Source organism: Nostoc sp. DSM 114161, from assembly GCF_052692665.1.
In genome coordinates this window covers 259,650-283,625 of sequence record NZ_CP195141.1, presented here as the reverse complement: position 1 = coordinate 283,625, position 23,976 = coordinate 259,650, and the positions used below count along the sequence as shown (strand labels likewise).

General features: G+C 42.2%; 28 protein-coding genes and 1 pseudogene. 5 read left to right on the top strand and 24 right to left on the bottom strand.

All coding sequences use genetic code 11. The annotated features are described in order from the left end of the window. Positions 1 to 20: 20 nt before the first annotated feature. From rplE to rplC, 13 genes are all read right to left on the bottom strand, one after another. Complete coding sequence (gene rplE, locus NSTC745_RS01225) at positions 21 to 569, bottom strand: 50S ribosomal protein L5 (RefSeq protein ID WP_445635543.1); 549 nt, start codon at positions 567 to 569, stop codon at positions 21 to 23. A gap of 109 nt (positions 570 to 678) precedes the next feature. Further along, on the bottom strand, positions 679 to 1,032 hold the full coding sequence (gene rplX, locus NSTC745_RS01220) for a 50S ribosomal protein L24 (protein ID WP_190954643.1): 354 nt from the start codon (positions 1,030 to 1,032) through the stop codon (positions 679 to 681). After that, entirely contained in the window at positions 1,032 to 1,400 is a 369-nt protein-coding gene (gene rplN / locus NSTC745_RS01215; protein ID WP_073641953.1) for a 50S ribosomal protein L14, read from the bottom strand. Before rplN ends, rplX begins: the two co-directional genes overlap by 1 nt. A 47-nt stretch (positions 1,401 to 1,447) precedes the next feature. Beyond that, complete coding sequence (rpsQ, locus tag NSTC745_RS01210) at positions 1,448 to 1,696, bottom strand: 30S ribosomal protein S17 (protein ID WP_445635542.1); 249 nt, start codon at positions 1,694 to 1,696, stop codon at positions 1,448 to 1,450. Between the two features lie 6 nt (positions 1,697 to 1,702). After that, positions 1,703 to 1,930 (bottom strand): 50S ribosomal protein L29, encoded by a 228-nt coding sequence (rpmC, locus tag NSTC745_RS01205; protein ID WP_445635541.1) that lies wholly within the window; start codon positions 1,928 to 1,930, stop codon positions 1,703 to 1,705. 3 nt (positions 1,931 to 1,933) lie between these two features. After that, positions 1,934 to 2,359, bottom strand: coding sequence for a 50S ribosomal protein L16 (gene rplP, locus NSTC745_RS01200; RefSeq protein ID WP_096536973.1), 426 nt, complete (start codon positions 2,357 to 2,359; stop codon positions 1,934 to 1,936). Positions 2,360 to 2,445: 86 nt separating this feature from the next. Continuing rightward, positions 2,446 to 3,231 (bottom strand): 30S ribosomal protein S3, encoded by a 786-nt coding sequence (rpsC, locus tag NSTC745_RS01195; RefSeq protein WP_096536974.1) that lies wholly within the window; start codon positions 3,229 to 3,231, stop codon positions 2,446 to 2,448. A gap of 32 nt (positions 3,232 to 3,263) precedes the next feature. Next, positions 3,264 to 3,620, bottom strand: coding sequence for a 50S ribosomal protein L22 (rplV, locus tag NSTC745_RS01190; RefSeq protein WP_445635540.1), 357 nt, complete (start codon positions 3,618 to 3,620; stop codon positions 3,264 to 3,266). Between the two features lie 115 nt (positions 3,621 to 3,735). Then, entirely contained in the window at positions 3,736 to 4,014 is a 279-nt protein-coding gene (gene rpsS / locus NSTC745_RS01185) for a 30S ribosomal protein S19 (RefSeq protein WP_073641947.1), read from the bottom strand. A gap of 107 nt (positions 4,015 to 4,121) precedes the next feature. Continuing rightward, positions 4,122 to 4,985, bottom strand: a complete 864-nt coding sequence (gene rplB, locus NSTC745_RS01180; RefSeq protein WP_445635539.1) for a 50S ribosomal protein L2 — start codon at positions 4,983 to 4,985, stop codon at positions 4,122 to 4,124. Positions 4,986 to 5,173: 188 nt separating this feature from the next. Next, complete coding sequence (locus NSTC745_RS01175; RefSeq protein ID WP_445635538.1) at positions 5,174 to 5,488, bottom strand: 50S ribosomal protein L23; 315 nt, start codon at positions 5,486 to 5,488, stop codon at positions 5,174 to 5,176. Then, entirely contained in the window at positions 5,481 to 6,113 is a 633-nt protein-coding gene (gene rplD / locus NSTC745_RS01170) for a 50S ribosomal protein L4 (RefSeq protein WP_445635537.1), read from the bottom strand. Before rplD ends, NSTC745_RS01175 begins: the two co-directional genes overlap by 8 nt. Before the next feature lie 81 nt (positions 6,114 to 6,194). Beyond that, positions 6,195 to 6,830, bottom strand: a complete 636-nt coding sequence (gene rplC / locus NSTC745_RS01165) for a 50S ribosomal protein L3 (RefSeq protein ID WP_445635536.1) — start codon at positions 6,828 to 6,830, stop codon at positions 6,195 to 6,197. Between the two features lie 93 nt (positions 6,831 to 6,923). On the opposite strand from rplC, the gene NSTC745_RS01160 reads away from it, so the two are divergent. Beyond that, positions 6,924 to 7,262, top strand: coding sequence for a hypothetical protein (locus tag NSTC745_RS01160; RefSeq protein WP_445635535.1), 339 nt, complete (start codon positions 6,924 to 6,926; stop codon positions 7,260 to 7,262). 445 nt (positions 7,263 to 7,707) lie between these two features. Continuing rightward, positions 7,708 to 8,184 carry an NAD(P)H-quinone oxidoreductase subunit N gene (locus NSTC745_RS01155; RefSeq protein WP_445635534.1) on the top strand — a complete coding sequence of 159 codons (477 nt, stop codon included), beginning with the start codon at positions 7,708 to 7,710 and terminating at the stop codon, positions 8,182 to 8,184. Positions 8,185 to 8,233: 49 nt separating this feature from the next. Here NSTC745_RS01155 and NSTC745_RS01150 read toward each other — a convergent pair whose 3' ends face one another. Next, positions 8,234 to 8,728 (bottom strand): GNAT family N-acetyltransferase, encoded by a 495-nt coding sequence (locus NSTC745_RS01150; RefSeq protein WP_445635533.1) that lies wholly within the window; start codon positions 8,726 to 8,728, stop codon positions 8,234 to 8,236. Positions 8,729 to 8,995: 267 nt separating this feature from the next. Next, a complete protein-coding gene (locus NSTC745_RS01145; RefSeq protein ID WP_445635532.1) occupies positions 8,996 to 9,823 on the bottom strand; it encodes an ABC transporter permease in 828 nt (275 codons plus the stop codon). A 353-nt stretch (positions 9,824 to 10,176) separates the two neighbouring features. Here NSTC745_RS01145 and NSTC745_RS01140 point away from each other — a divergent pair, with 353 nt between their 5' ends. After that, a complete protein-coding gene (locus tag NSTC745_RS01140; protein ID WP_096536983.1) occupies positions 10,177 to 10,716 on the top strand; it encodes a DUF3172 domain-containing protein in 540 nt (179 codons plus the stop codon). 116 nt (positions 10,717 to 10,832) lie between these two features. Here the strand turns inward: NSTC745_RS01140 and NSTC745_RS01135 are convergent, their stop codons facing one another. From NSTC745_RS01135 to NSTC745_RS01100, 8 genes are all read right to left on the bottom strand, one after another. After that, the gene (locus NSTC745_RS01135) at positions 10,833 to 11,684 is read right to left on the bottom strand and encodes an AMIN domain-containing protein (protein WP_445635531.1); all 852 of its coding nucleotides are present in this window, start codon (positions 11,682 to 11,684) and stop codon (positions 10,833 to 10,835) included. Between the two features lie 412 nt (positions 11,685 to 12,096). Then, positions 12,097 to 12,606 (bottom strand): hypothetical protein, encoded by a 510-nt coding sequence (locus NSTC745_RS01130; protein WP_445635530.1) that lies wholly within the window; start codon positions 12,604 to 12,606, stop codon positions 12,097 to 12,099. Continuing rightward, positions 12,603 to 14,819, bottom strand: coding sequence for a cation:proton antiporter (locus tag NSTC745_RS01125; protein WP_445635529.1), 2,217 nt, complete (start codon positions 14,817 to 14,819; stop codon positions 12,603 to 12,605). Before NSTC745_RS01125 ends, NSTC745_RS01130 begins: the two co-directional genes overlap by 4 nt. 617 nt (positions 14,820 to 15,436) lie before the next feature. Beyond that, positions 15,437 to 16,726 carry a cation:proton antiporter gene (locus NSTC745_RS01120; protein ID WP_445635528.1) on the bottom strand — a complete coding sequence of 430 codons (1,290 nt, stop codon included), beginning with the start codon at positions 16,724 to 16,726 and terminating at the stop codon, positions 15,437 to 15,439. A gap of 455 nt (positions 16,727 to 17,181) precedes the next feature. Next, a complete protein-coding gene (locus tag NSTC745_RS01115) occupies positions 17,182 to 17,616 on the bottom strand; it encodes a hypothetical protein (RefSeq protein ID WP_445635527.1) in 435 nt (144 codons plus the stop codon). A 100-nt stretch (positions 17,617 to 17,716) separates the two neighbouring features. Next, complete coding sequence (locus tag NSTC745_RS01110) at positions 17,717 to 18,433, bottom strand: GDSL-type esterase/lipase family protein (protein ID WP_445635526.1); 717 nt, start codon at positions 18,431 to 18,433, stop codon at positions 17,717 to 17,719. 104 nt (positions 18,434 to 18,537) lie between these two features. Further along, positions 18,538 to 18,828, bottom strand: coding sequence for a hypothetical protein (locus NSTC745_RS01105; RefSeq protein ID WP_445635525.1), 291 nt, complete (start codon positions 18,826 to 18,828; stop codon positions 18,538 to 18,540). Between the two features lie 240 nt (positions 18,829 to 19,068). Further along, positions 19,069 to 19,362 carry a TRADD-N-associated membrane domain-containing protein gene (locus tag NSTC745_RS01100; protein ID WP_445635524.1) on the bottom strand — a complete coding sequence of 98 codons (294 nt, stop codon included), beginning with the start codon at positions 19,360 to 19,362 and terminating at the stop codon, positions 19,069 to 19,071. A gap of 232 nt (positions 19,363 to 19,594) precedes the next feature. Here NSTC745_RS01100 and NSTC745_RS01095 point away from each other — a divergent pair, with 232 nt between their 5' ends. Beyond that, complete coding sequence (locus tag NSTC745_RS01095) at positions 19,595 to 21,046, top strand: transcriptional regulator (protein WP_445635523.1); 1,452 nt, start codon at positions 19,595 to 19,597, stop codon at positions 21,044 to 21,046. Then, positions 21,033 to 23,267, top strand: coding sequence for a hypothetical protein (locus NSTC745_RS01090; RefSeq protein ID WP_445635522.1), 2,235 nt, complete (start codon positions 21,033 to 21,035; stop codon positions 23,265 to 23,267). Before NSTC745_RS01095 ends, NSTC745_RS01090 begins: the two co-directional genes overlap by 14 nt. A gap of 39 nt (positions 23,268 to 23,306) precedes the next feature. On the opposite strand, the pseudogene NSTC745_RS01085 reads toward NSTC745_RS01090, so the two are convergent. After that, positions 23,307 to 23,870: pseudogene (locus NSTC745_RS01085) on the bottom strand (Uma2 family endonuclease). Positions 23,871 to 23,976: the final 106 nt, after the last annotated feature.

Here is a 23,976-nt window from a genome sequence, read left to right as displayed (position 1 = left end):
CGTTCCCTCTATAGATGAACTTATTGATCGCGAAAGGGCATTCCTAATTCTTTAAGTAAGGCGCGACCCTCTTCGTCGTTTTTCGCTGTGGTGATGATGGAAATATCCAAACCACGGACTTGATCGATGCTATCGTACTCGACCTCTGGAAAAATTAGCTGTTCTCTAACACCCAGGGTATAGTTACCGCGTCCGTCAAAGCTTTTAGGGCTGACGCCGCGAAAATCTCTAATTCTGGGCAGCGACAGGCTAACGAGTCGGTCGAGAAAGGCATACATTCTCTCGCCTCTGAGGGTCACCATAATACCCACAGGCATACCTTGACGAATTTTAAAGCCAGCGATCGCTTTTTTCGCCCGCGTCACTACTGGTTTTTGACCGGTAATCGTCGCAATTTCGTTAATAGATGCTTCTAGCGCCTTCGCGTTTTGAGCCGCTTCGCCCAAACCCCGGTTAACAGTAATTTTTACCAACTTCGGTACTTGATGAATGTTGGTAAATTGAAACTGCTGGGTTAGTTTGGGGACGATTGTCTCTTGATATAAACTTTTGAGTCTTGTTGTCGCCATAGTTTTTTGTCCTGATATCCCTGGGCTTGGTCAGGGAACAAAGTTATGAGTTATCAGTTATGAGTTATGAGTTAAATTTAATTTCTAACTCTTAATTCCTAACTTCTAACTATTTATCTAGAATTTCGCCAGTTTTCTTGAGCTTTCTGACTTTTTTGCCTTCTGGCGTAAAAGTGTAACAAACACGACTGGCAACGTTTTGCTTGGTGGAATAAAGCATGACGTTGGAGCTATGAATGGGGAATTCTTGGGTGACAATCCGCCCTGATTCTCCTTCTTGCTGGGGTTTGACGTGCTTAGTTTTAATGTTGACACCTTTGACGACAACTTTACTCAGTTGGGGAAGTGCTTGGATAATTTCACCAACTTTTCCTTTGTCTTTACCAGCAATTACTTGTACGGTGTCGCCAGTTTTGACGTGCATTTTGTGAAATACTTTGGGCGTACCCTGTTTGGTTGCCATTACAGCACCTCCGGAGCCAGAGAAACAATTTTGGTGAAGTTTTTATCGCGCAGTTCCCGTGCAACTGGGCCGAAAACCCGTGTACCTCTAGGATTGCCGTCTTTGTTAATAATTACAGCGGCGTTATCGTCAAAGCGAATGCTCATACCGCTATCGCGATTTACGGCTTTACGAGTACGGACAATTACTGCTTCCACAACATCAGACTTTTTTACAGCCATATTGGGTGTAGCATCTTTGACAACAGCAATAATCTTATCGCCAATAAAACCATAACGGCGGTTGCCTCCACCTAAGACCCGGATACACATTAATTTCCGGGCACCGCTATTATCAGCGACATTTAAGTAAGTCTGGGGTTGAATCACGGTTGTACTCCCTTGTTATGTTGTCAGAAAACTAACAACTATGAGGTTTAAGTAGGTTTGACGTTCAGGATTTCTGCAATTTTCCAGCGCTTAGTTTTACTCAGGGGTCTAGTCTCCTGAATGCGGACGCGATCGCCAACTTTACACTGATTTTCTTCGTCGTGAACTTTATAGCGCTGGGTGTTGACTACAATCTTGCCGTACTTGGGGTGAGGAGCGCGGTTTTCTACGGCGACTACCACCGTTTTTTGCATTTTGTCGCTCACTACCAAGCCAACTCGTTCTTTGACTGCCATAATCTCCTACTTTTCTGCTTGCGGCGGTTGATTTGCTGCCCGTTTGCGTTCTCCTTCCACCGTTAGCAATTGGGCTAGCCGGTGCTTAGCATGTCGGAACTGGTGGGGCTTGTCTAGCTGTCTTGTGGCTTTTTGCAAGCGCAACTGGAATAGTTGTCTTTTGACAGCAAGAATTTCCTCAGAAAGTTTATCGTCGCTTAATTCTCTTGCTTCTGAAATTTTGGGAAGAGGCATGACCTACTCCTGCTCCTGTGGTTGAGAGCGCACAATAAATTTGGTTTTTATTGGCAGCTTATATGCAGCCAAGCGCATGGCTTCGCGGGCGATTTCTTCAGAAACGCCAGCGATTTCAAACATAATCCGCCCTGGCTTAACTACAGCTACCCAAAACTCTGGCGAACCTTTACCGGAACCCATCCGGGTTTCCGCAGGACGCATGGTTACAGGCTTATCAGGGAAAATCCGAATCCAGATTTGTCCGCCCCGGCGAATATAACGAGTCATTGCTCGACGAGAAGCTTCTATTTGCCGGGAGGTAATCCAAGCAGGTTCTTGAGCTTGGAGTGCGAAATCACCGAAGTTCAGGGTACTACCACGGCTGGCTAGTCCCTCCATCCGTCCGCGTTGTTGTTTGCGGAATTTAGTTCTTCTAGGACTTAACATGATTGGCTACTGGGTACTGGGTACTGGGCATTGGGCATTGGGCATTGGGCATTATCAATGCCCCATACCCTATGCGCCATTCCCATTTATCCTTCATTTGAACGATCTTCAAATTGTTGGCGACGGCGTTGTTGTTGACGGCGACGGGGTTCGCGTTCTCGATCGCCCCGATCCGAGCGATCGCGTTCGCGAGCTGCGGGTGGTGGTGCAGTTTCTTCCTGTCCTGGGATAATTTCTCCCTTAAACACCCAAACTTTGATGCCCAAAATGCCGTAAATAGTTTTTGCCGTGCAATAAGAGTAGTCAATGTCAGCCCGTAGGGTATGTAGAGGTACTCTACCTTCACGAGTCCACTCTGTCCGGGCAATTTCAGCACCGTTGAGCCGCCCACTGACTTGGATTTTTATACCTTGGACACCAGCGCGTTGGGCACGCTGAATCGCTTGTCGCACTACTCGACGGAAGGAAACACGGCGTTCCAATTGTTGAGCAATGTATTCGGCAATTAGGTAAGCATCAGCATCAACTCGTTGCACTTCAACTACGTTAATGCGAATTTGGCGATTACTACCCAATAACCCTTGGAGCCCAGTACGCAAGGATTCTATCCCTTGTCCACCGCGACCCACTACTACTCCTGGTCTAGCTGTGCGTACTTCTAAGTCGATTTGGTCGGCTTTGCGCTCAATCCGTACTTCGGAAATTCCGGCGTTGTTTTGAGCAAGTCTACCAAGCTTTTGTTCTATGTATGTACGGAGTTTGTGGTCTTCTTGTAAAAGTTCTGGATAACGTTCCGGAACTGCAAACCAACGGGATTGATGTTCTTGTGTAATACCCAGGCGAAAACCGACTGGATGAATTTTCTGTCCCACGAATGCTTCCTCTAAAATTTCTGACTAAATCGTTATTTTTCTGGAGCGGCTCCAACGGCGACAGTAATATGACATGTCGGCTTGCGGATTTGGTAAGCTCTACCTTGCGCCCTTGGTTGGAATCGTTTCAGGACAGGCCCTTGGTCGGCATAAGCCTGAGTAATTATTAGTTGAGTCCGATCTAAGCCAGCGTTGTGTTCGGCGTTCGCAGCAGCGCTTCTGAGAACCTTTAATATGGGTTCAGTGGCGCGATAGGGCATGAATTCCAGAATAATTAACGCTTCTCTATAGGATCGCCCCCGAATTTGATCGAGTACGCGACGCACTTTCAAGGGAGAAATGCGTATAAAACGGGCGATCGCTTTGATTTCAGTAGTATCAGTAGCCATAATTTTCTCCATTTTTGTCATTTGTCTTTTGTCATTTGTCAAAAGTCTTTTGTCCTTTGTCCTTCGTCGAGAACTAATGACTAATGACTAATGACCAATGACTAATGACTAATGACTACCTACCTGATTTTTTATCACTTTTGCCATGACCCCTGTAGGTGCGTGTTGGGGCGAATTCACCCAATTTATGCCCTACCATTTGTTCGTTTACAAAAACTGGAACGTGTTGGCGTCCGTTATGAACAGCTATGGTATGACCAACCATTAAAGGCAAAATTGTTGAAGCTCGCGACCAAGTTTTAATAACTTCTTTTCTGTTATTGTCGTTGAGCTTTTCAATTTTCTTAAGGAGATGATCCGCAACGAAAGGACCTTTTTTTAGAGAACGACCCATAATTCAATTTTGGATTTTGGAATTAGAAGTTAGGAGTGAGGAGTTAGGAGTTAGGAGTTAATAAGTTAGATTCAACTCATAACTCATAACTCCTAACTCCTAACTCTTTAAGATTCACGACCGCCGCGACCGCGTTTAGAAGATTTACGGCGGCGACGCACAATATATTTGCTGCTGAGTTTCTTAGGATTGCGTGTCTTTGCACCCAAAGTCGGTTTACCCCAAGGTGTTACCGGGCCGGATCTACCGATAGGCGCTCTACCTTCACCACCACCATGTGGGTGATCCACTGGGTTCATGACGCTACCTCTGACCTTAGGACGACGCCCTTTCCAGCGATTTCGTCCTGCTTTACCCGCACTCAGGTTTCTCGCGTCGGTGTTGCCTACTTGCCCAATGGTGGCGTAGCACTCGCGCCGTATCAATCGGACTTCTCCTGAAGGCAACTTGAGAGTTACGTAATTACCTTCTTTTGCCACTACTTGAGCGCTAGCACCAGCCGCACGTACAATTTGACCGCCTTTACCGGGGGTCAGTTCTACGTTGTGAACGCTAGTACCCAAGGGAATATTGGATAGTGGTAAGGCATTACCATCTTCAAAGGGAGATTCAGGGCCAGCAATAATTGTTGTCCCAACTTTCAAGCCATTCGGTTGGATAATATAGCGCTTTTCGCCATCTTCGTACTGCAACAGTGCAATCCGGGCATTGCGGTTAGGATCGTATTCGATCGCTATAACTTGCGCTGGAATATTACGCTTATCCCTTTTAAAATCAATAATCCGGTAAAGCTGTTTGTGTCCGCCACCCCGGCGACGACTGGTTATCCGCCCTTGATTATTCCGACCTTTGGCCCGGTGTACGGATTTGGTTAGAGATTTCTCTGGCTCAGTTTTGGTGATTTCTGAAAAGTCAGAAATCGTAACTTGCCGAGTGCTTGGGGTGTAAGGGCGATAAGAACGAGTACCCATAATCTATTTTGGATTTTGAGATTTTGCGGAAAGTCTAAGCGGCGGCTTTTGCCGTTCGGAACTTCCCAAGACCGATTTACTGAATTTTGGATTTTGGATTTTGGATTTAATGAGTATTTAACTAATTACAACCATTGATGGTACTTTTTTAGTAAACTCGTCAATCTCAAATCTCAAATCTAAAATTTCTAAACATCTGGGAATAGAACTTGTCTAATCTTCTCTACATCTCCTGGTGCGACTGTGACAATCGCTCGTTTATAGAGGGGCTTAAAACCAATAAATTTCCCAACGCGACGTTTTTTACGTGGTGGTACTGCGGTATTGACTTTTACAACCTTGACTTGAAATAAGTCTTCGATCGCGGCCTTGATTTCTGGCTTAGACGCTTTTGGAGTTACTTCAAAGGTGTATTTATTCTGCTCCATTAGAATCGTCGCTTTCTCGGTAACAATTGGGCGACGCACTAAGTCAGCTAGGTCACGGGGGTCAAAGTTAGGCACTGTAGACCTCCTGAATTTTTTCTAAGGCTGATGTTGTAAGCACAATCTTGTCAGCGTGCAGTAAATCGTAAACATTTAACTGGTCGGCTGCAATTATCTTCAAATTTTCGATGTTGCGGGCTGACAAATAAACGTTTTCTGGAAATTCAGACAATATTAATAGTGTCTTATTTTCTGGTCCTGCTCCCCAACGAGCTAATGCTGCTACCAAATCTTTGGTTTTTGGACGTGACAGCTGTTCGCTAAATTCTTCTACCACAATCAAATCGTCAAGGCGTCCGAGGAATGCTGTCCGCAGTGCTAGACGCCGCTCTTTGCGGTTCATCTTCAGGTTGAAGTCTCTGGGTTTGGGCCCAAAGATCACACCACCACCGCGCCACAGGGGCGAACGAATCGATCCAGCACGAGCGCGACCAGTACCTTTTTGCCGCCAAGGCTTGCGTCCGCCACCTCTAACTTCCGAACGAGTCTTTGTACTGGCAGTTCCTTGACGAGCGTTGTTTAATTGCCGTACTAAAGCGCGGTGTACAATATGAGACGCTGTTTGTTCTTTGGCAACTCGCAATTCAAAGCTCGTCTGGCCGACTTCTTCTCCTTGCCAATTTTTAACTACGCTTTCAACCATTTTTAGTCCTTAGTCATTAGTCATTAGTCATTAGTTATTAGTCATTAGTCCAAAGGTTGACCGTTGACTCTTGGCTAGCGACTATTTACCAACTTTCTTTGCAGGTACAACATTTACTAGAGCGCCTGGTTTGCCAGGAATGGCTCCTTTTATTAGCAATAAGTTGCGTTCTGCGTCTACTCGCACTACAGTCAGCTTGCGAATTGTGACGCGGCTACCGCCTAAACGCCCTGCCATCCGCTTACCTGGATAGACACGACCGGGTGTAGTACCAGCACCAATGGAACCAGGCGCTCTATGGTTTTTAGAACCGTGTGACATCGGCCCCCGACCAAAGTTGTTGCGCTTCTGGTTACCCGCAAAGCCGCGACCTATACTTGTACCGATTACATCTACAATTTCACCTGCACTAAAAATATCTGCTTTAATCTGTTGACCTAAAGCATAATCACTAGAGCTATCGGTGTGATACTCATTTAAATGACGCAATGCTGGGGCAGATGATTTAGCTAAGTGACCCAACAATGGTTTGTTTAGCGCCTTTGGTTTAACTTCGCCATAACCAACTTGAATGGCGGCGTAACCATCGGTTTGTTTTGTTTTAACTTGTGTAACAGTGCATGGCCCAGCTTGGACAACGGTGACAGGAATGGCTACTCCTGCCTCGTCAAATATTTGGGTCATGCCCAGCTTGGTGCCGAGAATACCTACAGACACAGTAACTGGTTCTCCTTTCTACTTGCTGACCTTGGAATCCGACTCTAGAGGACACGCTTTGTACGCGTCAGTTTAGGCTACAGCCTGGGAAATTTGGAATGGTCTCAACCGCTCCAAATACTTTGGGACACAACAAACCGTGTCCGTACTGCTTGGCAAATCTGTTTAGTTTCACTCACACGATCGCCAGAACAGCCACAAGTCTCTTCCCTTTGGGAAGGAGTAACTTCTGGAATGAATGCAAGGCGCTACAGCTTTAAGCTGTGTGCAGCAATGCTTTTGTCCAAGCAATTGCTGTGGCACTTTTCGCAGGCAGCGTTACCGCTGGGTTTTCGATTTGTATCTGCCCAAAGGACGGCTTCCCTGAGGTTGGCGACTGCCTTGTTGCAGTTGGACTTAAGCGGCTTTTACCACCCAGTATCCATTAACTGAGTCAGTATTACTGAATCAGTTTTTGCTCTCCTAAACACCTTAAACAAAAGTTTAAGATTTTGCCTTTTTTAGAGGCTTACGAGTCAATTTAGTTTGAAGCTGAGGATTGGCTTTGCTTCTTCCTACACAAGCTCCAATGTTAACCTAAAAGCTTTATTAGTTTACCAGCCTATGAACAATCTTTCGTTAAATTATCATCTTTGAATTGACACATCGGGCTTCGATGCTAACAATATTTCAGAATGACATAAGTTCGGCAAGCTAATTTGCACATTTGGTCACAATCTAATAATATAAATCATTTATTTATCATTGTCCAGTAATTTTTTGTAATTGGGCATAGGGCATGGGAGAGCCACTGCCCTATGCCCAAAAAAAATGCTCTATCTATCGGTTCGCGGTAAATAATAGAGATATCTAAGTGGGATAAGACAACAATCAATCTATGGCACTAATTACCACTGGCAACGCTTTAATCCGGGATCTGGAAAAATTTGGCGCTCTTGGAGTGTATGTACCTCTGGAAGGAGGTTATGAAGGCCGATATCAGCGCCGACTTCGTGCGGCTGGCTATACTACGCTGCACATTACTGCCAAGGGGCTGGGCGACGTAGCTGCGTATCTCACAAGAGTTCATGGAGTCAGGCCTCCTCATCTGGGCAAAAAAAGTACTGGTAGCGGTGCAGCAGTAGGTTATGTATACTATGCGCCACCAATTATTAGTACTCATTTAGAACAGCTACCACCAAAGTCAAAGGGGCTGGTGTTGTGGATTATTGAAGGAAATATTCTTTCCGATCAGGAAATTGAATATTTAGCGAATTTGCCTAAGCTAGAACCGCGGGTGAGAGTAGTCATCGAGAGGGGTGGCGATCGCACTTTCCGTTGGACTTCTCTAGAAAAGACTCTGTTAGCTAGTTAGTCTTTGGCCATTTGTCCTTAGTCATTAGTCATTAGCAAAAAACTAATGACTAATGGCTTAATTCAATTAACATTTCAATAGTGCTAATCCGAAAACCACAGGATGCAAACAACCGCCGCGCAGCTTCGTTTGCATTTGCTGTATCTAGGCGAATTTGCTTGACGCCTATTTGAGAAAAGCGTTTTACAGCTTGCATTACCATTTGTCGCGCAATTCCCTTTTGGCGATATTCTGGCTCAACCCAAAGATCGTGGATAAAAGCGAATTCTTGTAACCGATAAATCGGGATTTCTCGCTCAATTGTCGCTACTAAAAACCCTACAAGTTGTCCTTGATTTTCGGATACTAAAAATACACTGCGTAGGCTGGAAGCGTCGGAGCGATCGCTATTTGCTAACCGCGTTAACCATTTTTCATAGCGCTGTTCTAGATGCGTTAGAAAACCGTATTTCGCTGAATCCCAAGACTCATGCAAAGCACAAATTTTGGCAACCATTGGTAAAACTGCGGGTACGTCACTTAGGGAAGCAGGGCGAATCAGCATAATGGAATTTTGGATTTTAGATTTTGCGAAAAGTCGAGCCAGTGCGATCCTGTCGCCTTGCGTCGGAAAGCAACTGCCGTCGGAGCGTCGGCTTCCGGGAATCTGAACTTTTCAAGACAGATTTTAGATTGCCAATAGCTTGGTATCCTACATTTTCTCAATCTATAGCAGTCATAAAAGTGATATTTTGCTTCTTGGGCTGTTAACAGCCAATAGGCATCGCTGATATTTTTCACAACTTAAATAGGATTGCTATCTCTAAAGTTTCTAATCCTGTTGGCGAGCAAATTTATAAGCGCCCCAGAGAGAAAGAGCGATCGCGGCTACTAACAAAATCGGTATGCTATACCAAGGAAACTGTGACAAAGGTAAATGAGCGGCTGCACGCAGCCCGATGCTGGCGTAGGTTAGTGGTAACAAGTAAACTACAACTTTCAGCGCTGCTGTTAATGTACCGGGGTCAAAGAAGGTCGCTCCTAAAAAAGACATGGGGATAATTATAAAGTTGTTGTATAGTCCCACTGATTCGAGCGATCGCACGCTCAATCCCACAATCACCCCCAACCCGGCAAATACAGCACAATTGAGTACAACTAAAACTAGAAATAGCGGATTCAGAAAATTCCAGTTTCCAGTCAACAGTACCGCTACTAAAATCACGGAACCGGATGTCATTAACCCCCGCACTACTCCCGCCAGCATTTTGCCGATGTGCAATGCTAACGGATGTATGGGAGTTAACAATAATTCCTCAAAAGTTTTGCTAAATAATCTGTCTCCACAAATAGAAAATGTCGTCCCACCAAAGCTAATGGTCATTGACGACAGCGCCACCATCCCTGGTAATATAAATTCTAAATAGTTGTCATAGTTACCACTAATTCCTGAGCCGGGTTTGATGGAACTACCCAAACCTAAGCCAAAAGCTAAAATATATATCAGTGGAGATATTAAGCCTGATGCAGCAACTTGCACAACTCTGGCACGTAAATCCAGCCAATCTCCCCAAAAAATAGTTAGACTATCAGCTAGGAGAATTTGAAATTGCGAAGTTTTGAAGCTCTTGCTCGATAATAGCGCTCTTTGAAATTTCACTTGCTTTTAGTTAGGTATTGAAATTGTATTCAAAGTTAATTTACATTGTTTGATACATCAAATACTAGGGGTAACAAAAATATCTATAACTAAAAATTTGTGATGAAAATTGCTAACAAAAAATTTATTAATTCTAAAATAGATAATATTACTAGCTAGTTAATGCAAATAGGAACTGTCAGCAACTAACGTTGAAATTCGATTCAAAAATTTAAATAATTTGCTATTTTTGTGATTTAACAAGAAAATTGCCACAAACTCCCAGACAATTACAGTTAAAACTAGGCATACTGAAAGAGGTAGAAAATTTTAGACTACTCCTGCTAAATTGACGTGAAGGTGATTAAGCAACAATGAGACGTAAATCGACTGGTAGATCGGCTACTACTTCTAAACCCTCTAATATCCAATCCTCGATGTTTAACCTCTTCACTATTGCAATTATGGGAGGGGTCTTGATTTTGGGAATTGGCATTGGCATTGCTTTCAGTTCTACAACCACATTGGCGCCATCAAATGTGGCTTCCCGTGAATTTATTGATACTAAAGCACCGAACCCTGAGATCTGCGTGCAGTATGGAGCCAGTGCTATGGTGATGGACGCTAGACTGTTCGTGACTCTCAACCCTTTCAATGTCTATGTTTCTCAGCCGAGTATGCGTCCTGGATGTGTTATTCGACAAAATAACTGGGCAATTTTAGAGCAGCGTCGCCTCGTGACATCCGATCAGGTAAGAGATTGCAAGAATCGCTTAAACACCTTTGGCTTTACAGGCAATTTGGACAGTGATAACCCTGATATTAGATGCATATATCAGAATGAAGCTGCTCAAAACTTCTTCACAGCTCAACCAGGAGCAGTTGGAACACCCCAAGAAACGGATAGATTTTAGGATTTGGGTATGGGGCAAGCAGGAAGCGTGGGAGGGGTGGGAGGTGTGGGAGGATGGGGAAGAAATCTTTCACCCCGCACTTTTCATACTTCTTTATCTCCACATCTCACCACTCCCTACCTACTACTTTTAGGAAGGGGTTGGCCGAACTCAATGACTGGGGGATTAGGAACGTTGGGGGCTGTTGGTACTGGAGATTCAGACACACCGAAAGTGGGAATGCTATTTAATGTACCGGGTTGATTTGGGAAAGAAGGAGGGGGAAGAATAAAATTGGATTGTTGAGGGGGTGCATTGGGGGTTAGGGGAGGTACGGTTACAAAGGGCTGACTTGAGTTAGTAGTGGTTGTTGAGGGCAGTTGACGCGATACAGGCTCAATTGTCAGTAAGGGTGCTTGTGAGTTAGGAGTAAGTATAGGTAAGTTATTAGGTGGTTGGAAGTTAGTAGTATTTGTGGGTAACTTTTGAGGTGGTTTTTTGGGTGAAGGTGCTGAGTTTGCTGGTTTTACGGCAGTACTTTTACCAGAAATAACAGGACGTAATACCCAGCGAGTAGGGTTTTTTCGAGAAACTGGTTGCAGTTTTACCTGGTTGGGATTTAAAACAGTTCCTGGTGCTAAATCTAGAACAATGCGTGTGGCGTTTTCATTGAGTTGAGAAACACGAATACTTTTGATGACTCCAGAGTAACTTTGTTGGGTGGTAACGGAACCTAACTTAGTATTCGGTAAATCTACAACCAAGCGAGGTGGTTGGGCAAGGTAGAAATAACGAGGTGTTGTCGCTGTTGAGAGAGTAATTTCGAGTTGCTGTGTTTTTGGGGAAAAGCGCCAATTATCTAGTTTTGCCACTGCTGTAACAGCAATGCTGGAAGCTTCAAGGGCGATCGCTGCATAGAAACCGAATACACTGAAGCTAAGTAGCTTTTTGCTCCAGTAGCAATGCCAAGCCTTTAATCTCTGAGACATTCTTAATTATGCCTTCAATATTGAGTTCTGAGGAATTTTTAGTATAAGCCAAGAATTAAATTATACTTTTTACTTTTTATTACTCAACCATGCTATAAGTAAATATACTTATTTGTGTTTTAAGTAAGTACGATCGGCTGCGTAGGCTAAAACGTATCAAAAAGTAAGTGGGAACGAGAGGGGGGATGGGGGAGTGTGGGGAGAGAGGGGGGATGGGGGAGTGTGGGAAGTGTGGGGAGAGAGGGCGGAAAGATTTTTTCACCATCCTCCTACACCTCCTACACCTCCCACACCTCCCACACCTCCTACACCTCCCACACCTCCCACACCTCCCACACCTCCCACACCTCCCACCCCTCCCACACCTCCCACACCCCCACCTCTCCCACACTTCCTGCTTGCCCAATGCCTTTTAATGACTATTGGACTTCTGAGATTTTTCCTGAACTTTTTCTGGCACAGCAGTAAATTTTAGAGTTTGGGGAATGCCACTGAGAGTTAATTGCCCTGGTATACTACCTGTGTTGACTAGTTGCATTTGAATTGTGACTGAGTTGAGAGGATCTTTCTGGGACTGAGGAATATTGCAAAGGATCGATGTGTTAACTTTCCCGGATAAATTTAACTGTTGATTTTTCAAGATGCCCATGAGAGAATGCTTTTCGTCAATATCGGCGTTGGCATCTGCTGGTAATACAGAGGCATTTAAGTAGATACCTGACTGCTCAATGTTTAATGTCAAGGTGTCTGATTTTTCACAATTGGGCAAATTTTCAGCTAGTGTTAGACGATAGCGATCGCTAACCTTAGGAGGAGCTTTGAGATTGTTTTCTCCATAAGCGCTTACGGTTTTAAACAGCAGTAGCACTGAACTGATGGCTACTCCGTAAAAAGCAAAGGATTTGAAGTTGAAATGATTCATAATCTCAATTCCTCAGTTGTTGGCTCTTGAGTACTAACTTCAGGAAGCACCGAAGCCAAGTGAGCGGTAACTTGACTGTAGCGACGGGTAATCAGCAGAGAAGAACGGCATTGGATGGCTAATTGGTCTGTATATCTTCCCAAGGTTTGACGTTCAATACCCCAAGTACGACTGGTGCCAGCGATTGTCAGATCTACATTTTTCGAGGCTTCGACTACGGCTTGGATGGGATCTTGAGCTTGGACGACTTTGATTTCTATGCGACCGCGTACACTACCTGGTAATTGCTCCATCATCGTGTCCAGTTCGTAACTCAATTCATCCTTGAGGCGATTTTCTGGTAAAACGTGTAAAACCTGCAACATACAAGTTTCACGATTGATTAGCAATCTCAAAGCAAGTATTAATGCTAAATCATCGTGAATATTTGCAGAATAAGGCACTAACAAGCTTTCTAGTCGGTCGCCTCCCCGATCTACAAATACTGCTACATCCACTGGTGCAGTGCTGAGAATTTGACCGACTCTTCCCCCCAAGCGGTTGCTACTAAAAGCTGGGCGATGCCATCCCACGAGAATTAAATCCACTTGGTCTAGTGCAGCAATTTGGGCTGTTTCCCGTGCAACATTGCTGGATGTACGGACGATGGGATGCACGTAAGAGCGTGTTTCTGGAGGTTCGAGAGTATTGATTAATTCTTCTAACTGCTGGCGGCGCTGGGCAATTAATCGGTCTGCTTCAACTGGGGTACTCTCAAAGGCATAGTCTTCTTCAAATTCAATTAAGCTGAGGGGATGGACAACAGCCGATTGTCGATAGTTAAGAGCGATCGCTACTGCTAACTGTACTAAACCTTTTTGGGAATTCGGATTAGCCACTGGTACTAAAATCCGGTAGGGACGAGTGTAAGTTCCTTGTTGAGCAGTTATATCTTCTGTATCTAAATGTATTTCGCCTTCTTCTTGTGACTCCTTTTCTACAACATCTAATCTGATTAGCTTTTTCGGATATGTCCATTCCAACAGTGGCGAGGTCATAAATGTAGTTACCAGCGCCATAATTACCAGCATGGTAAATACTAAAGGTGAAATTACTCCTAACTCCAGACCAATATTAAGCACTATCAACTCGGTTAAGCCGCGAGTATTCATTAACCAACCGAGTGCCGAGGCTTCGCGTTTATTAATACCACTAACACGAGCGGCGATATAAGTACCAAAATATTTACCTGCGATCGCTACTGCTAAAACCAATGCACACAATAGCCATAATTCTGGACGATTCAGCAAACCAATCTGCGTTCGCAAACCACTGTAGGCAAAAAATATTGGCAGCAAGAATATCAGGACAAAATCTTCGGTTTTTACTGCCAATTCCCGGACTAAATCTTCATTTTTGGGCATTGCGGCTCCCAGTAAAAATGCCCCGAAAATTAAGTGAATGCCAATCAGTTCAGTGATTAATGCAGATGCAACCACTCCCATATAAATCCCAGCTAAGAGCAATTGGCTGAGGCGTCCCGCACGTCGGTAATGTTTGGCAAGACCTTGGAGAAACCAACGTCCCACAGTTAACATAAAGCCGATGTAGACTATGCTCTCAATAATTGTCGGTATTGCACCAGCAAAATCGCCAGTCCTAGCTACAGCGATCGCTACTGCTAATAAACACCACGCTGTGACATCATCCACTGCTGCACAAGTTAGCGCTAATGTTCCTAAGCGGGTTCCTTGTAAATTATTCTCAGTAATGATTCGTGCCAACACTGGAAAGGCAGTAATCGACATCGCCGCGCCCAAAAATAAGGCAAAGGCAGTAAACGATACACTAGCGTTAGAAACCAGGGGATAAAGCACCACCGCTAGTAATGTTCCCAAGGAAAAAGGCACCAAAATACTGACATGAGAAGTTAAAACTGCCACTTCTAGCTGACCGCTGAGGTATTTTGGATTTAGTTCCAACCCAATCAGAAACATGAAAAATATTAGTCCCACCTGAGACAAAACATTTAAAAAAGGAATAGTTTCTGGTGGAAATAAGGTAACTGCTACATGGGGAGCTATTAAACCAAATAAAGATGGCCCAAGCATAATCCCAGCGACAATTTCACCAATTACCAGCGGTTGCTTAATAGAACGAAATCCTAGCCCTACTAGCCGTGAAAGTCCAATAACAATCAGTACCTCAACCAGAACGAGAATAACTGTGTGCATGGTTTCCTCAAAAGTAACTATCTGGTTTCCCTAAGATAATTGTTTAAAATACTGGAAAATGTCAACCCCTACTCTTGGCGAGAGGCTACAAAAACTAGAAATTCAAAATTCAAAATTCAGCCATTAACAACTGTATAAATCAATTTATAAGCTTCTACGTTTAATTATGAATTACGAATTATTAGGTCAATTTTGGAAGATACACTCAAGATGAATTTGCAGTCATTTGTGATGTCGGTAGCTGTTAGTGGGAGATGAGGGAGATAAAGTACTGAGGGGACAAAGAGAATAACTCTAAATTCCTAATACCAATTTGAAAAAAGAATGCGACACATAGACAAAACCCCTCCCCAACCCTCCCCTTGGCAAGGGGAGGGTGCCGTTAGGCGGGTGGGGTATCTGTGGCAAACATTTTTTGAATCGGTATAACTTCTGAGCCAACAGTCAACAGAAGCCAGTGCATTAGAGGGCTTAGCGGGCTTCCCTTTGGCGTTTCCGTTAGCTCTTAGCGTCTCGTAGAGAAAAAAAGGTTAGCAACTGGGGTTTAACACTCAACACTCAGTACTTTGCTACAGCCTCTATCAGGAATTGATTCTTAATTTCCTATATAAATGTGTTTAAACGGTAAACTTTTCATAGCTTGTACCGTGCAATAAAAAGGCAATCAAGGGTGATGCCATGAGTGTAGTAACTACAGCCATAATAACCATGATAGTGAATAAAGTAGGGGTAATTATACCTTGTTCAAGCCCAATGTTCAGGATGATTAACTCCATTAAACCGCGAGCATTCATGAGAGCGCCGATAGTTGCTGATTCGCGCCAATTTTCTCCTGCTAATTTTGCTGCTAACATACAAGCAATACCTTTACCGATAATTGCGATCGCCAAAATTAAAAGCGTAATTCCCCATAATGCAGGCGTGTTTACTAGTCCGATTTGTGTGTTTAATCCAGAAAAAACAAAAAATATCGGTAGCAAAAAAGAAGTGGTGAAAAATTCTGTATATTGGCGAATTTGTTGGGCGAATTCTCCGCGTGGTGTTACTGCTCCCAACACAAATGCACCAAATATTGCATAGATACCTGTAATATCAGTAAACCATGCACAAAACATTAAAACTATCAACAATAAAGTCAACGTTTGCCTATTCACACCTGCATCGCGTTTTGTCATGCTTGCGAAGACTTTAAGTAGACGTTGCCCGATAAAAATTGCAAATAGCACATAGCAAATGCCACCACCAATTGCTAAGATGGCGATGTTGATGGAATTTTTCACACTAGCAAGTACGATCGCCAGCAAACACCAAGCAACTCCATCATCCACCGATGCTGCGCCTAAAGCCAAAGTACCAAAGCGAGTTTGGGCAAGTCCGCGTTCGTAAATAATGCGAGCTAACATTGGAAAAGCGGTGATTGTCATCGATGCGCCTAGATATAAAGCGGCTGACCAAGGCACTACTTTTGGTTGAAAGAAATTGCCATTTTGGTATAACAAAAAAGAAGCGATCGCTCCTAAGACAAAAGGAGTAATAATTCCCGCAGCGGATAATAAACCTGCACTTTTGATATGGTGTTTCAAGAGTTTTGTATTGAACTCTAGACCAACCAAAAACATGTAAATTGCCAATCCAATTTGGCTGATGGCATATAAAATCGACATCGATGGATTGGGTATCTTATCTCCCAAAGCAGTGATAATCGGCAGCTTAGGAAATAACCATTGCTGAAAATTTGGTGCAATCAAACCTAGAAGTGACGGCCCTAGCATGACACCTGCAATCATTTCGCAAACAACATCAGTTTGCCCAAGATAGCGGCGTCCTAAAATCGTAACTATGCGACAAGTGGCTAAAATTACCGTGAGTTGCAGAAATAGCTGAATAACCAGATCGAAATTTGACATTTTACTTTATTTAACAAAAATTAAAATCGAAAACTTTCAGAAGACGTTTAAGAAGTATAAAATACTCACTCAGTTTCGCCTAGAAAAAGATATTCTTTCCAGGTTATAACTAGAAATAGTCTTCATTGGACAAAAGTCAGGTAGCACAGCTGCGCTACCCTACTCATCTGTGTTTATTCTACTCTGGTAAAAATTGTTTTAAGACAAAGCTAAAGATACAAGTATTTACAAAAACATATGAAATTTCATATCAATTCAAAATTAAGAAACCTAAATGTTATCTGGGTTTCTAGGCTTGTATTTGCCACATTCTTTTTTTAAATTGATATAACTTGCGAAAATTACTAATTCGTAGTTCGTAATTATTAATAGAACGCCAGATGAAAATCTCCAATTTAGCGATCTTGAATTAGTTAGAGTCTAAATTTGCAATTAATTCAATTACAAATTACGAATTACAACCACTCCCCACCCCGGAAACGCCAACGGAGAAAGATGATTCGCATTAGGCTTTGGGAACTAATAAAAACTGCTAGCCAGACGACGCTATAGTGTAATAAAAAATCTGTTGGTGATAGTTCTTCCTTTGGTAGAGGTATTGGTAAAAAGCCAAACAATTTGATTCCACAGAACACAAAGATTAATTCCCAAATACCAGCTAAAAGCTGATACACTGCTGGCCAATCTCTGTCCCAGCGGAATTTCTGGAGATAGTTATAAAGCACATCCCAACCCAAGCCAAAGACGGTGACATAACCAAGTATCCAAAAATAAACTGAGTTAGCACCAGAACCAATCAAACCCATTGCAAAGGGTAAAGATACGAGTACGCCTACAGTTGCAAATAATAATAAGCGAGTTTGCCAGCGACCAAGTAAAGTTGGTGTCATAGGAGTAGTGTTAGATTTTAGATTTGTGCTTGAATCCAAAATTCAAGTTGCGTTGTCAGCACAGCAGACGTGCAATCTAAAATCTAACATTGGCATCGTTTCAGGTAGTAATCAAATCTAGAGAATGGTAATTTGCAATAGCATCCCAATTGATTACATCTTCTAACAAAGCTTGATAACCTAGTGTATTGGGATGAAGTCCGTCATGACTCAAGCGTTTGAGCCGCCAAGTTTCACCGCGTTCCATCCATATATCAAAAATATCTAAATAGGGAATTTGCCGTTTCTGACAAGCAATGCGCGTTGCTTCTTTGTAACGGTACTGGTCGGCATGATTATAGTAAAAGCAATCTAAAAATGGCATCTTCGCTTCATCTACTGGCACCATACCCACAAATAATACGGGACAGAGTTGCTGTGCCAAATCTAAGAGAGAAGCGATTTCCTTTTCAAATACAGTGAAATCTGTGTAACTCCGCCCATCGGGACGCGCCAAACGAGCTGAATCATTGACGCCTACTGATAAAATAATTAAGTCTGGAACGCGATTTCGCAGTTCGCCGCGATGGCGAAATTCAACTTCTAACCTTTGAGCTACTTGTTGCGTGCGATCGCCCCTGACACCTAAATTATAGAGAACATGACCCGCACTATCCGGCAACATCCACCATCGCCGTAGTTGCTCAATCCATCCCCCTTTTTCCGGGTCGCCAAATCCATATATTAAGCTGTCTCCCAGTGCGACAATCTTCTTTGGCTGAAAGTGTTTTGGTGGTACAGACAGCTGCATTGAGGAAGATGCTGAAAATGTTTGCATTTAAGAACTATATTTTATATCTTTTCAAGATTCTATACATTTCTATACCATACACGGCCATCTTGAAATATCCAAGCATCTATATAGTTGCAACGTTATACCCATTAGAAAAAAGGGCGTTGCTGAATAACGGGATGATTGAGGCTGACACGGGGACACGGAGACATGGAGACGCGGGGATTATGGTTGATGCAAATTCCAAAATCATCCCACAATAATGCAACACCGACAAATAGACCATTTGTAGAGATGCAATTAATCGCGTCTTGACCCAAGGATGTGTTGCGATCGTTAATTAAATTGGTATTAATATTGCCGCAGTTGAGCCTCAGAAGGTCAACATTGAGCCTCAGAAGGTCAAAGTTGAGCCTCAGAAGGTCAAAGTTGAACCTCAAAAGGTCAACGTTGAGCCTCAGAAGGTCAACATTGAACCTCAGAAGGTCAACATTGAGCCTCGGAAGGTCAACATTGAACCTCAGAAGGTCAACATTGAGCCTCGGAAGGTCAAAGTCGAGCCTCAGAAGGTCAACGTTGAGCTTCACAAGGTCAGTTGTTGAGTTTAGAAGTTGAAACGGGTAGGAGATTGTTCCATGTTTCAAGCTATTTTAGGGATAATCGCCGTATCTTCCCTAAATTTACCCGTCTGATTTTTCTATAATCTCTAATAATTCTTCTTTGGTTTGCTTGGCGAGTTGAATGCTGGTGATAGTAGCCAGTGCGCCGCCTCCGGCTATGAGACTGGCTTCAGAAACTTTGTTGAAATAAAGCAATCCCACACCGCCTAACGTCATCATGGCAGAAGCAGCGGTGACACTCAAGGCAAGGTTAAAGGTTAATTTTGCTTGGCGTAATAATTCTTGTATCAATTCCTGTTTTATATCATTATTGTTGTGATTTGTTTGTGTTGTTTTCCTAAAATTAACTGTCATAATTACCTGCCTTGATTTTTGTTGAAGATTTTTTTGTAGTTTTTATCTACACTATTATCGTGTCATTGTTTTTCAATGCTTAAGTTTGAATAAGGTATAAATATAGGTCTAACTAAAGTAGATTCAAGCGAGGTAGAACTAAGGTCTATTCAAAGTATAGATAAGTAAAATCATGAAATAAAAGCAACAGATCGGTTATAATTTTTGCTAAATTGACTTTGGAAGCATTTTAATGGATTGGGAAGATTTTCTGAGTCAAGAGGCAGGTAGACACGGTTTGTCGCCTGAGCAGAAAGAAACTTTATTAGCTGCACTACCGAGAGAAGACGCACAAATTAATCAACTGAATATTGCTTCAGACCTCAACATAACTGAAGCTACCGTCAAAAGCAGATTTGCGGGTATTTACAAAAAATTTCAAGTTAGCTGTCCTGACCTGACAAAGCAGCAAGGAGCAGGAAAATTTGAAATTTTGCGAACTTATATGAAGGAAACTTATTATCAATTAAATAAAAATATACCAGTTCCTAACGCTGTTACATTCTCAAAAATTCCCACAGAGTTTGAAGTACTCATTCAAGAAAAGATTCGCTCGTTTTGCGGACGTAAATTTGTGTTTGATGCTTTTAAAGATTTCCTTAATAAATATCCCAAGGGTTATTTTACGGTAATCGGAGATGCTGGGATGGGGAAAAGTGCTATAGCTGCAAAGTATATTGATGAAAATCAAGCTATTTGTTACTTTAATGTTTTGCAAGAAAGAAACAATCGCCCAGAATTATTTCTCAAAAGTGTTCGTCAGCAGCTAATTAACCGCTATCACTTAGAAAATGCCGAGAATGATGATTTATCAGCTTTGTTAATTAAAGCTAGTAGCAAAATTATTAATAATCAACCCTTGGTAATTGTAATTGATGCGTTGGATGAAGTAGAGCAAGCACCAGGGGCAGAAAATATTTTATATTTGCCTAAAACTCTGCCAGATAAAGTTTATTTTTTGCTGACGAGGCGACGCTATGAACCGGGTAAAAAGCGATTATATACTGAAGGTGTCGAGCAGGTAGAGTTAGATTTAAACGCAAGCCGATATAACAAAGACAATCGTGATGATATTCAAGAATATATTCGCTTTTTTCTCAATGATGATGTAGATTATAAAGCCGGATTGCTCAAGTGGATTCAAGACCGCGATATCAACCGTGAGGCTTTTGTTGAGCAGGTAGCGGCAAAAAGTGAAAGTAATTTTATGTACCTGCGCTATGTCTTACCGGGAATTGCTAAAGGTGAATATAATGATTTTAATTTAAAGCAATTACCAGATGGTCTTCAGCAATATTATCAAACTCATTGGGTGCGGATGAAGATGGATTCTGCACCTAATAAAATCATGGTCATTATTCTATATATTTTAGTAGAAATTGGTACGCCGATTCCTTGTGAGATGATTGCTGATATTGCCCAAGAAGATGAATATGAGGTGCAACAAATTTTAAATAAGTGGTTTGAATATTTAAAGCAACAAACGATAGATGGAGACACTTGTTACAGCATCTACCATGCTAGTTTTCTAGACTTTCTCAAATCAAAACCGATTTTGGATACAAAGCGCCAGCTAATTAAAGAGGTGAATCAACGTATTGTTGATTACTGGAAACGGGAGAAGGAGGAAGATGACGAAAACTGAAAAGAAATCAAGAGTAAAAAAATCCTACTCCCGCAAAGCTTATCTCGGCAGGTATCCTTATAATTTGGTAACTTCAGGAAATTTACAAAAATATTACCAAACGCTGACTGATTTTGATTTCATCACTGACAAGATTAACCATCCTGAGTTTGGAGTGCAGGCGCTAATTGAAGATTATGATTTGATTGATAATGCGGAAGCATTAAATAACCCTAAAAAAGTCAAAAGTCTGAAATTGATTCAAGGAGCATTAAGGCTATCAGCGCATATTTTAGTAACAGATAAGCAACAGCTAGCTAGTCAATTACACGGAAGGTTACTACATCAGAAAACATCAGAGGAGATTCAGGCATTATTAACCCAGATAAAACAAAAGACAACTACTCCTTGGCTGTGTCCCTTAACCCCAAGCTTAACGCCACCAGGGGGACGCTTGTTACGCATTCTTGCAGGTCATAATAGTCCAGTAACTACTATTGCTGTCACTCCAGATAGTAAGCAAGTGATTTCTGGTTCCTATGACAAAAATATCAAAGTCTGGAATATAGAAACTGGAGAAGAACAATTTACTCTTACTGGTCATACTGATTCAGTATCAACAGTTGCTATCACCCCTAATAGCAAGCAGTTAGTTTCTGGTTCAAGGGATAACACTCTTAGAGTTTGGAATTTAGAAACAGCAGAAGAAGTGTTGACCTTCACTGGTCATATTCATTGGATAGAGGTTGTAGTTGTAACCTTGGATGGTAAGCAGGCAATTTCTGTGTCATGGGATAAAACTCTCAAAGTTTGGAATTTGGAGACAGGAGAAGAAGCGTTTACCCAGACTTTTCATAACTCCTATTTTCAAAATATCTGCTTGACCCCAGATAACAAGTGGTTAATTTCTAGTTCAGTGAACAACACTATCAAAATTTGGAATTTAGAAACTGGAGAGGAACACTTAACCCTTACTGGCCATAGTGAAGTTGTAGAAGCTTTTGCTGTAACACAGGATACTAAACAGCTAATTTCTGGTTCACGGGATAACACTCTCAGAGTTTGGAGTCTGGTTACAGGGGAGGAACTGTTTACTCTTGCTGGCCATAGTGGTTGGATAAGTGCTGTTACTGTAACACCGGATAGCAAACAAGTAATTTCTGCCTCATGGGATAATACTTTTAAAGTCTGGAGCCTACTTACAGGAAAGGAATTATTTACTATCTCTAACAATAGTAGTTTGATGAGTGCTATTGCTGTGACACCGGATAGCAAGCACTTGATTTCTAATTCAGGGGGTAACGCTATCAAGATATGGAATATAGAATTAACAGAAGAACTGTTTACCATCACAGGTCATAGTAGAGCAGTAAGAGATGTAGCTGTGACTCTTGATGGCAAGCAGGCTATTTCTGGTTCAAATGATCAAACTATTAAAGTTTGGAACTTGGAAACTAGAGAAGAACTATTTACCCTTATTGGTCATACCAAACAAGTAACTGCTGTAGCCGTGACTCCAGATGGCAAGCAGGCTATTTCTGGTTCAAATGATCAAACTATTAAAGTTTGGAACCTGGAAACTAGAAAAGAGTTGTTTACTCTTATTGGTCATACCGAACAAGTAACTACTGTAGCCGTGACTCCAGATAGCAAGCAGGCTATTTCTGGTTCAGCGGACAATACTCTCAGGGTTTGGAATTTGGAAACTAAAGAAGAACTCTTTACCCTTACTGGACATACTGGACAAGTAAATGCTGTAGCCGTAACTCCCGATGGCAAACAGGTAATTTCTGGTTCAACGGACAACACTCTCAGGGTTTGGAATCTGGTATCGGGAAAAGAAGTGTTTACCCTCACTGGTCATGAAGACTCGGTAACTACGATAGCCGTGACTTCAAATGGCAAGCAGATAATTTCTAGTTCGTGGGATGAAACTTTTAAAGTGTGGAATTTAGAAACAGGCAAGGAAATTTTCACCTTTAATAATTATAGTGACACGGTAAATGCTATCGCTTTTACCTTAGATAGTAAGTGGTTGATTTCGGGTTATAACGACAGTACTTTCAAAGTTTGGAATTTTTACAATTGGGAAGTTGTTGCTACTTTCACGGGAGATGATAGATTGATGTGCTGTGCCGCCGCACCGGATGGAGTGACTTTTCTGGTAGGAGACGATTCAGGACGTATATATTTCCTCCACCTTGAAGAGATCGAAGGGGCAAAAATCCTACACATGAGATAAATTAAGAGAATATGAATAAGAAGAGATTCAATAATAGTTTTATCGCACGAATATTTGATCGATATTGATAATCACGTCAGATAAAGCCTTTATGGATAACATTTGATTTTGCATTAACTTCTGAATATTTTGATAGTTATCATTCGCCGACTATCGATAAACTTCGACAATTTCCTCGTTAATATCTACTAACCAAACTTCAATAATATTTGCTTCTGCATATAAAGGAATTTTCTCTTCCCGGTCATACAAAAGAGTCGAATCAGCTACTTCAATTAATAAAAAAATATCCTGGGGTTGGGGGTGTGCAGAGGCGTAGAAATCATCACGCGGTTTGAGTAATGCCACATCTGGCTGGGGTTCTGAATTCTTATCCAGAACTACGGGATTTTGAACAGAAACTATAACGCGGTTTCCCAATCGCTGCCCTAACATATTATTAAATCGCCTGACACAAGCAGCGTGTTTTGTACTAATAGGCGACATTTCAATAATGTCACCCCGGATCAATTCAACCCGATCGCCTTCTTTAAGAATCTCCGAATCAAGCATTTTATGATATTGGTCAACTGTGAATTTCCGTCTTAGTAATTGCACAGACATCGCTACCTAAACTACTGCTTATTTAATTATTCTTCAAAAAAAAGAGTAGAAAATAAATATAATGCAATTCTTTTTTTAATCAGAATAAGATAAAGAGCGATCGCCT

Excerpts from the sequence above, each read along its gene's own strand:
- NSTC745_RS01115 (WP_445635527.1), bottom strand. The coding sequence starts at position 17,616 with ATGACACCAACTTTACTTGGTCGCTGGCAAACTCGCTTATTATTATTT.
- rpsS (WP_073641947.1), bottom strand. The coding sequence starts at position 4,014 with ATGGGTCGTTCTCTAAAAAAAGGTCCTTTCGTTGCGGATCATCTCCTT.
- rpmC (WP_445635541.1), bottom strand. The coding sequence starts at position 1,930 with ATGCCTCTTCCCAAAATTTCAGAAGCAAGAGAATTAAGCGACGATAAA.
- NSTC745_RS01110 (WP_445635526.1), bottom strand. The coding sequence starts at position 18,433 with ATGCAAACATTTTCAGCATCTTCCTCAATGCAGCTGTCTGTACCACCA.
- NSTC745_RS01140 (WP_096536983.1), top strand. The coding sequence starts at position 10,177 with ATGAGACGTAAATCGACTGGTAGATCGGCTACTACTTCTAAACCCTCT.
- NSTC745_RS01135 (WP_445635531.1), bottom strand. The coding sequence starts at position 11,684 with ATGTCTCAGAGATTAAAGGCTTGGCATTGCTACTGGAGCAAAAAGCTA.
- rplB (WP_445635539.1), bottom strand. The coding sequence starts at position 4,985 with ATGGGTACTCGTTCTTATCGCCCTTACACCCCAAGCACTCGGCAAGTT.
- rplV (WP_445635540.1), bottom strand. The coding sequence starts at position 3,620 with ATGGCTACTGATACTACTGAAATCAAAGCGATCGCCCGTTTTATACGC.
- NSTC745_RS01130 (WP_445635530.1), bottom strand. The coding sequence starts at position 12,606 with ATGAATCATTTCAACTTCAAATCCTTTGCTTTTTACGGAGTAGCCATC.
- rplX (WP_190954643.1), bottom strand. The coding sequence starts at position 1,032 with ATGGCAACCAAACAGGGTACGCCCAAAGTATTTCACAAAATGCACGTC.
- NSTC745_RS01155 (WP_445635534.1), top strand. The coding sequence starts at position 7,708 with ATGGCACTAATTACCACTGGCAACGCTTTAATCCGGGATCTGGAAAAA.
- NSTC745_RS01095 (WP_445635523.1), top strand. The coding sequence starts at position 19,595 with ATGGATTGGGAAGATTTTCTGAGTCAAGAGGCAGGTAGACACGGTTTG.
- NSTC745_RS01150 (WP_445635533.1), bottom strand. The coding sequence starts at position 8,728 with ATGCTGATTCGCCCTGCTTCCCTAAGTGACGTACCCGCAGTTTTACCA.
- NSTC745_RS01125 (WP_445635529.1), bottom strand. The coding sequence starts at position 14,819 with ATGCACACAGTTATTCTCGTTCTGGTTGAGGTACTGATTGTTATTGGA.
- rplE (WP_445635543.1), bottom strand. The coding sequence starts at position 569 with ATGGCGACAACAAGACTCAAAAGTTTATATCAAGAGACAATCGTCCCC.
- rplD (WP_445635537.1), bottom strand. The coding sequence starts at position 6,113 with ATGGTTGAAAGCGTAGTTAAAAATTGGCAAGGAGAAGAAGTCGGCCAG.
- NSTC745_RS01090 (WP_445635522.1), top strand. The coding sequence starts at position 21,033 with ATGACGAAAACTGAAAAGAAATCAAGAGTAAAAAAATCCTACTCCCGC.
- rpsQ (WP_445635542.1), bottom strand. The coding sequence starts at position 1,696 with ATGGCAGTCAAAGAACGAGTTGGCTTGGTAGTGAGCGACAAAATGCAA.
- NSTC745_RS01120 (WP_445635528.1), bottom strand. The coding sequence starts at position 16,726 with ATGTCAAATTTCGATCTGGTTATTCAGCTATTTCTGCAACTCACGGTA.
- rplP (WP_096536973.1), bottom strand. The coding sequence starts at position 2,359 with ATGTTAAGTCCTAGAAGAACTAAATTCCGCAAACAACAACGCGGACGG.
- NSTC745_RS01100 (WP_445635524.1), bottom strand. The coding sequence starts at position 19,362 with ATGACAGTTAATTTTAGGAAAACAACACAAACAAATCACAACAATAAT.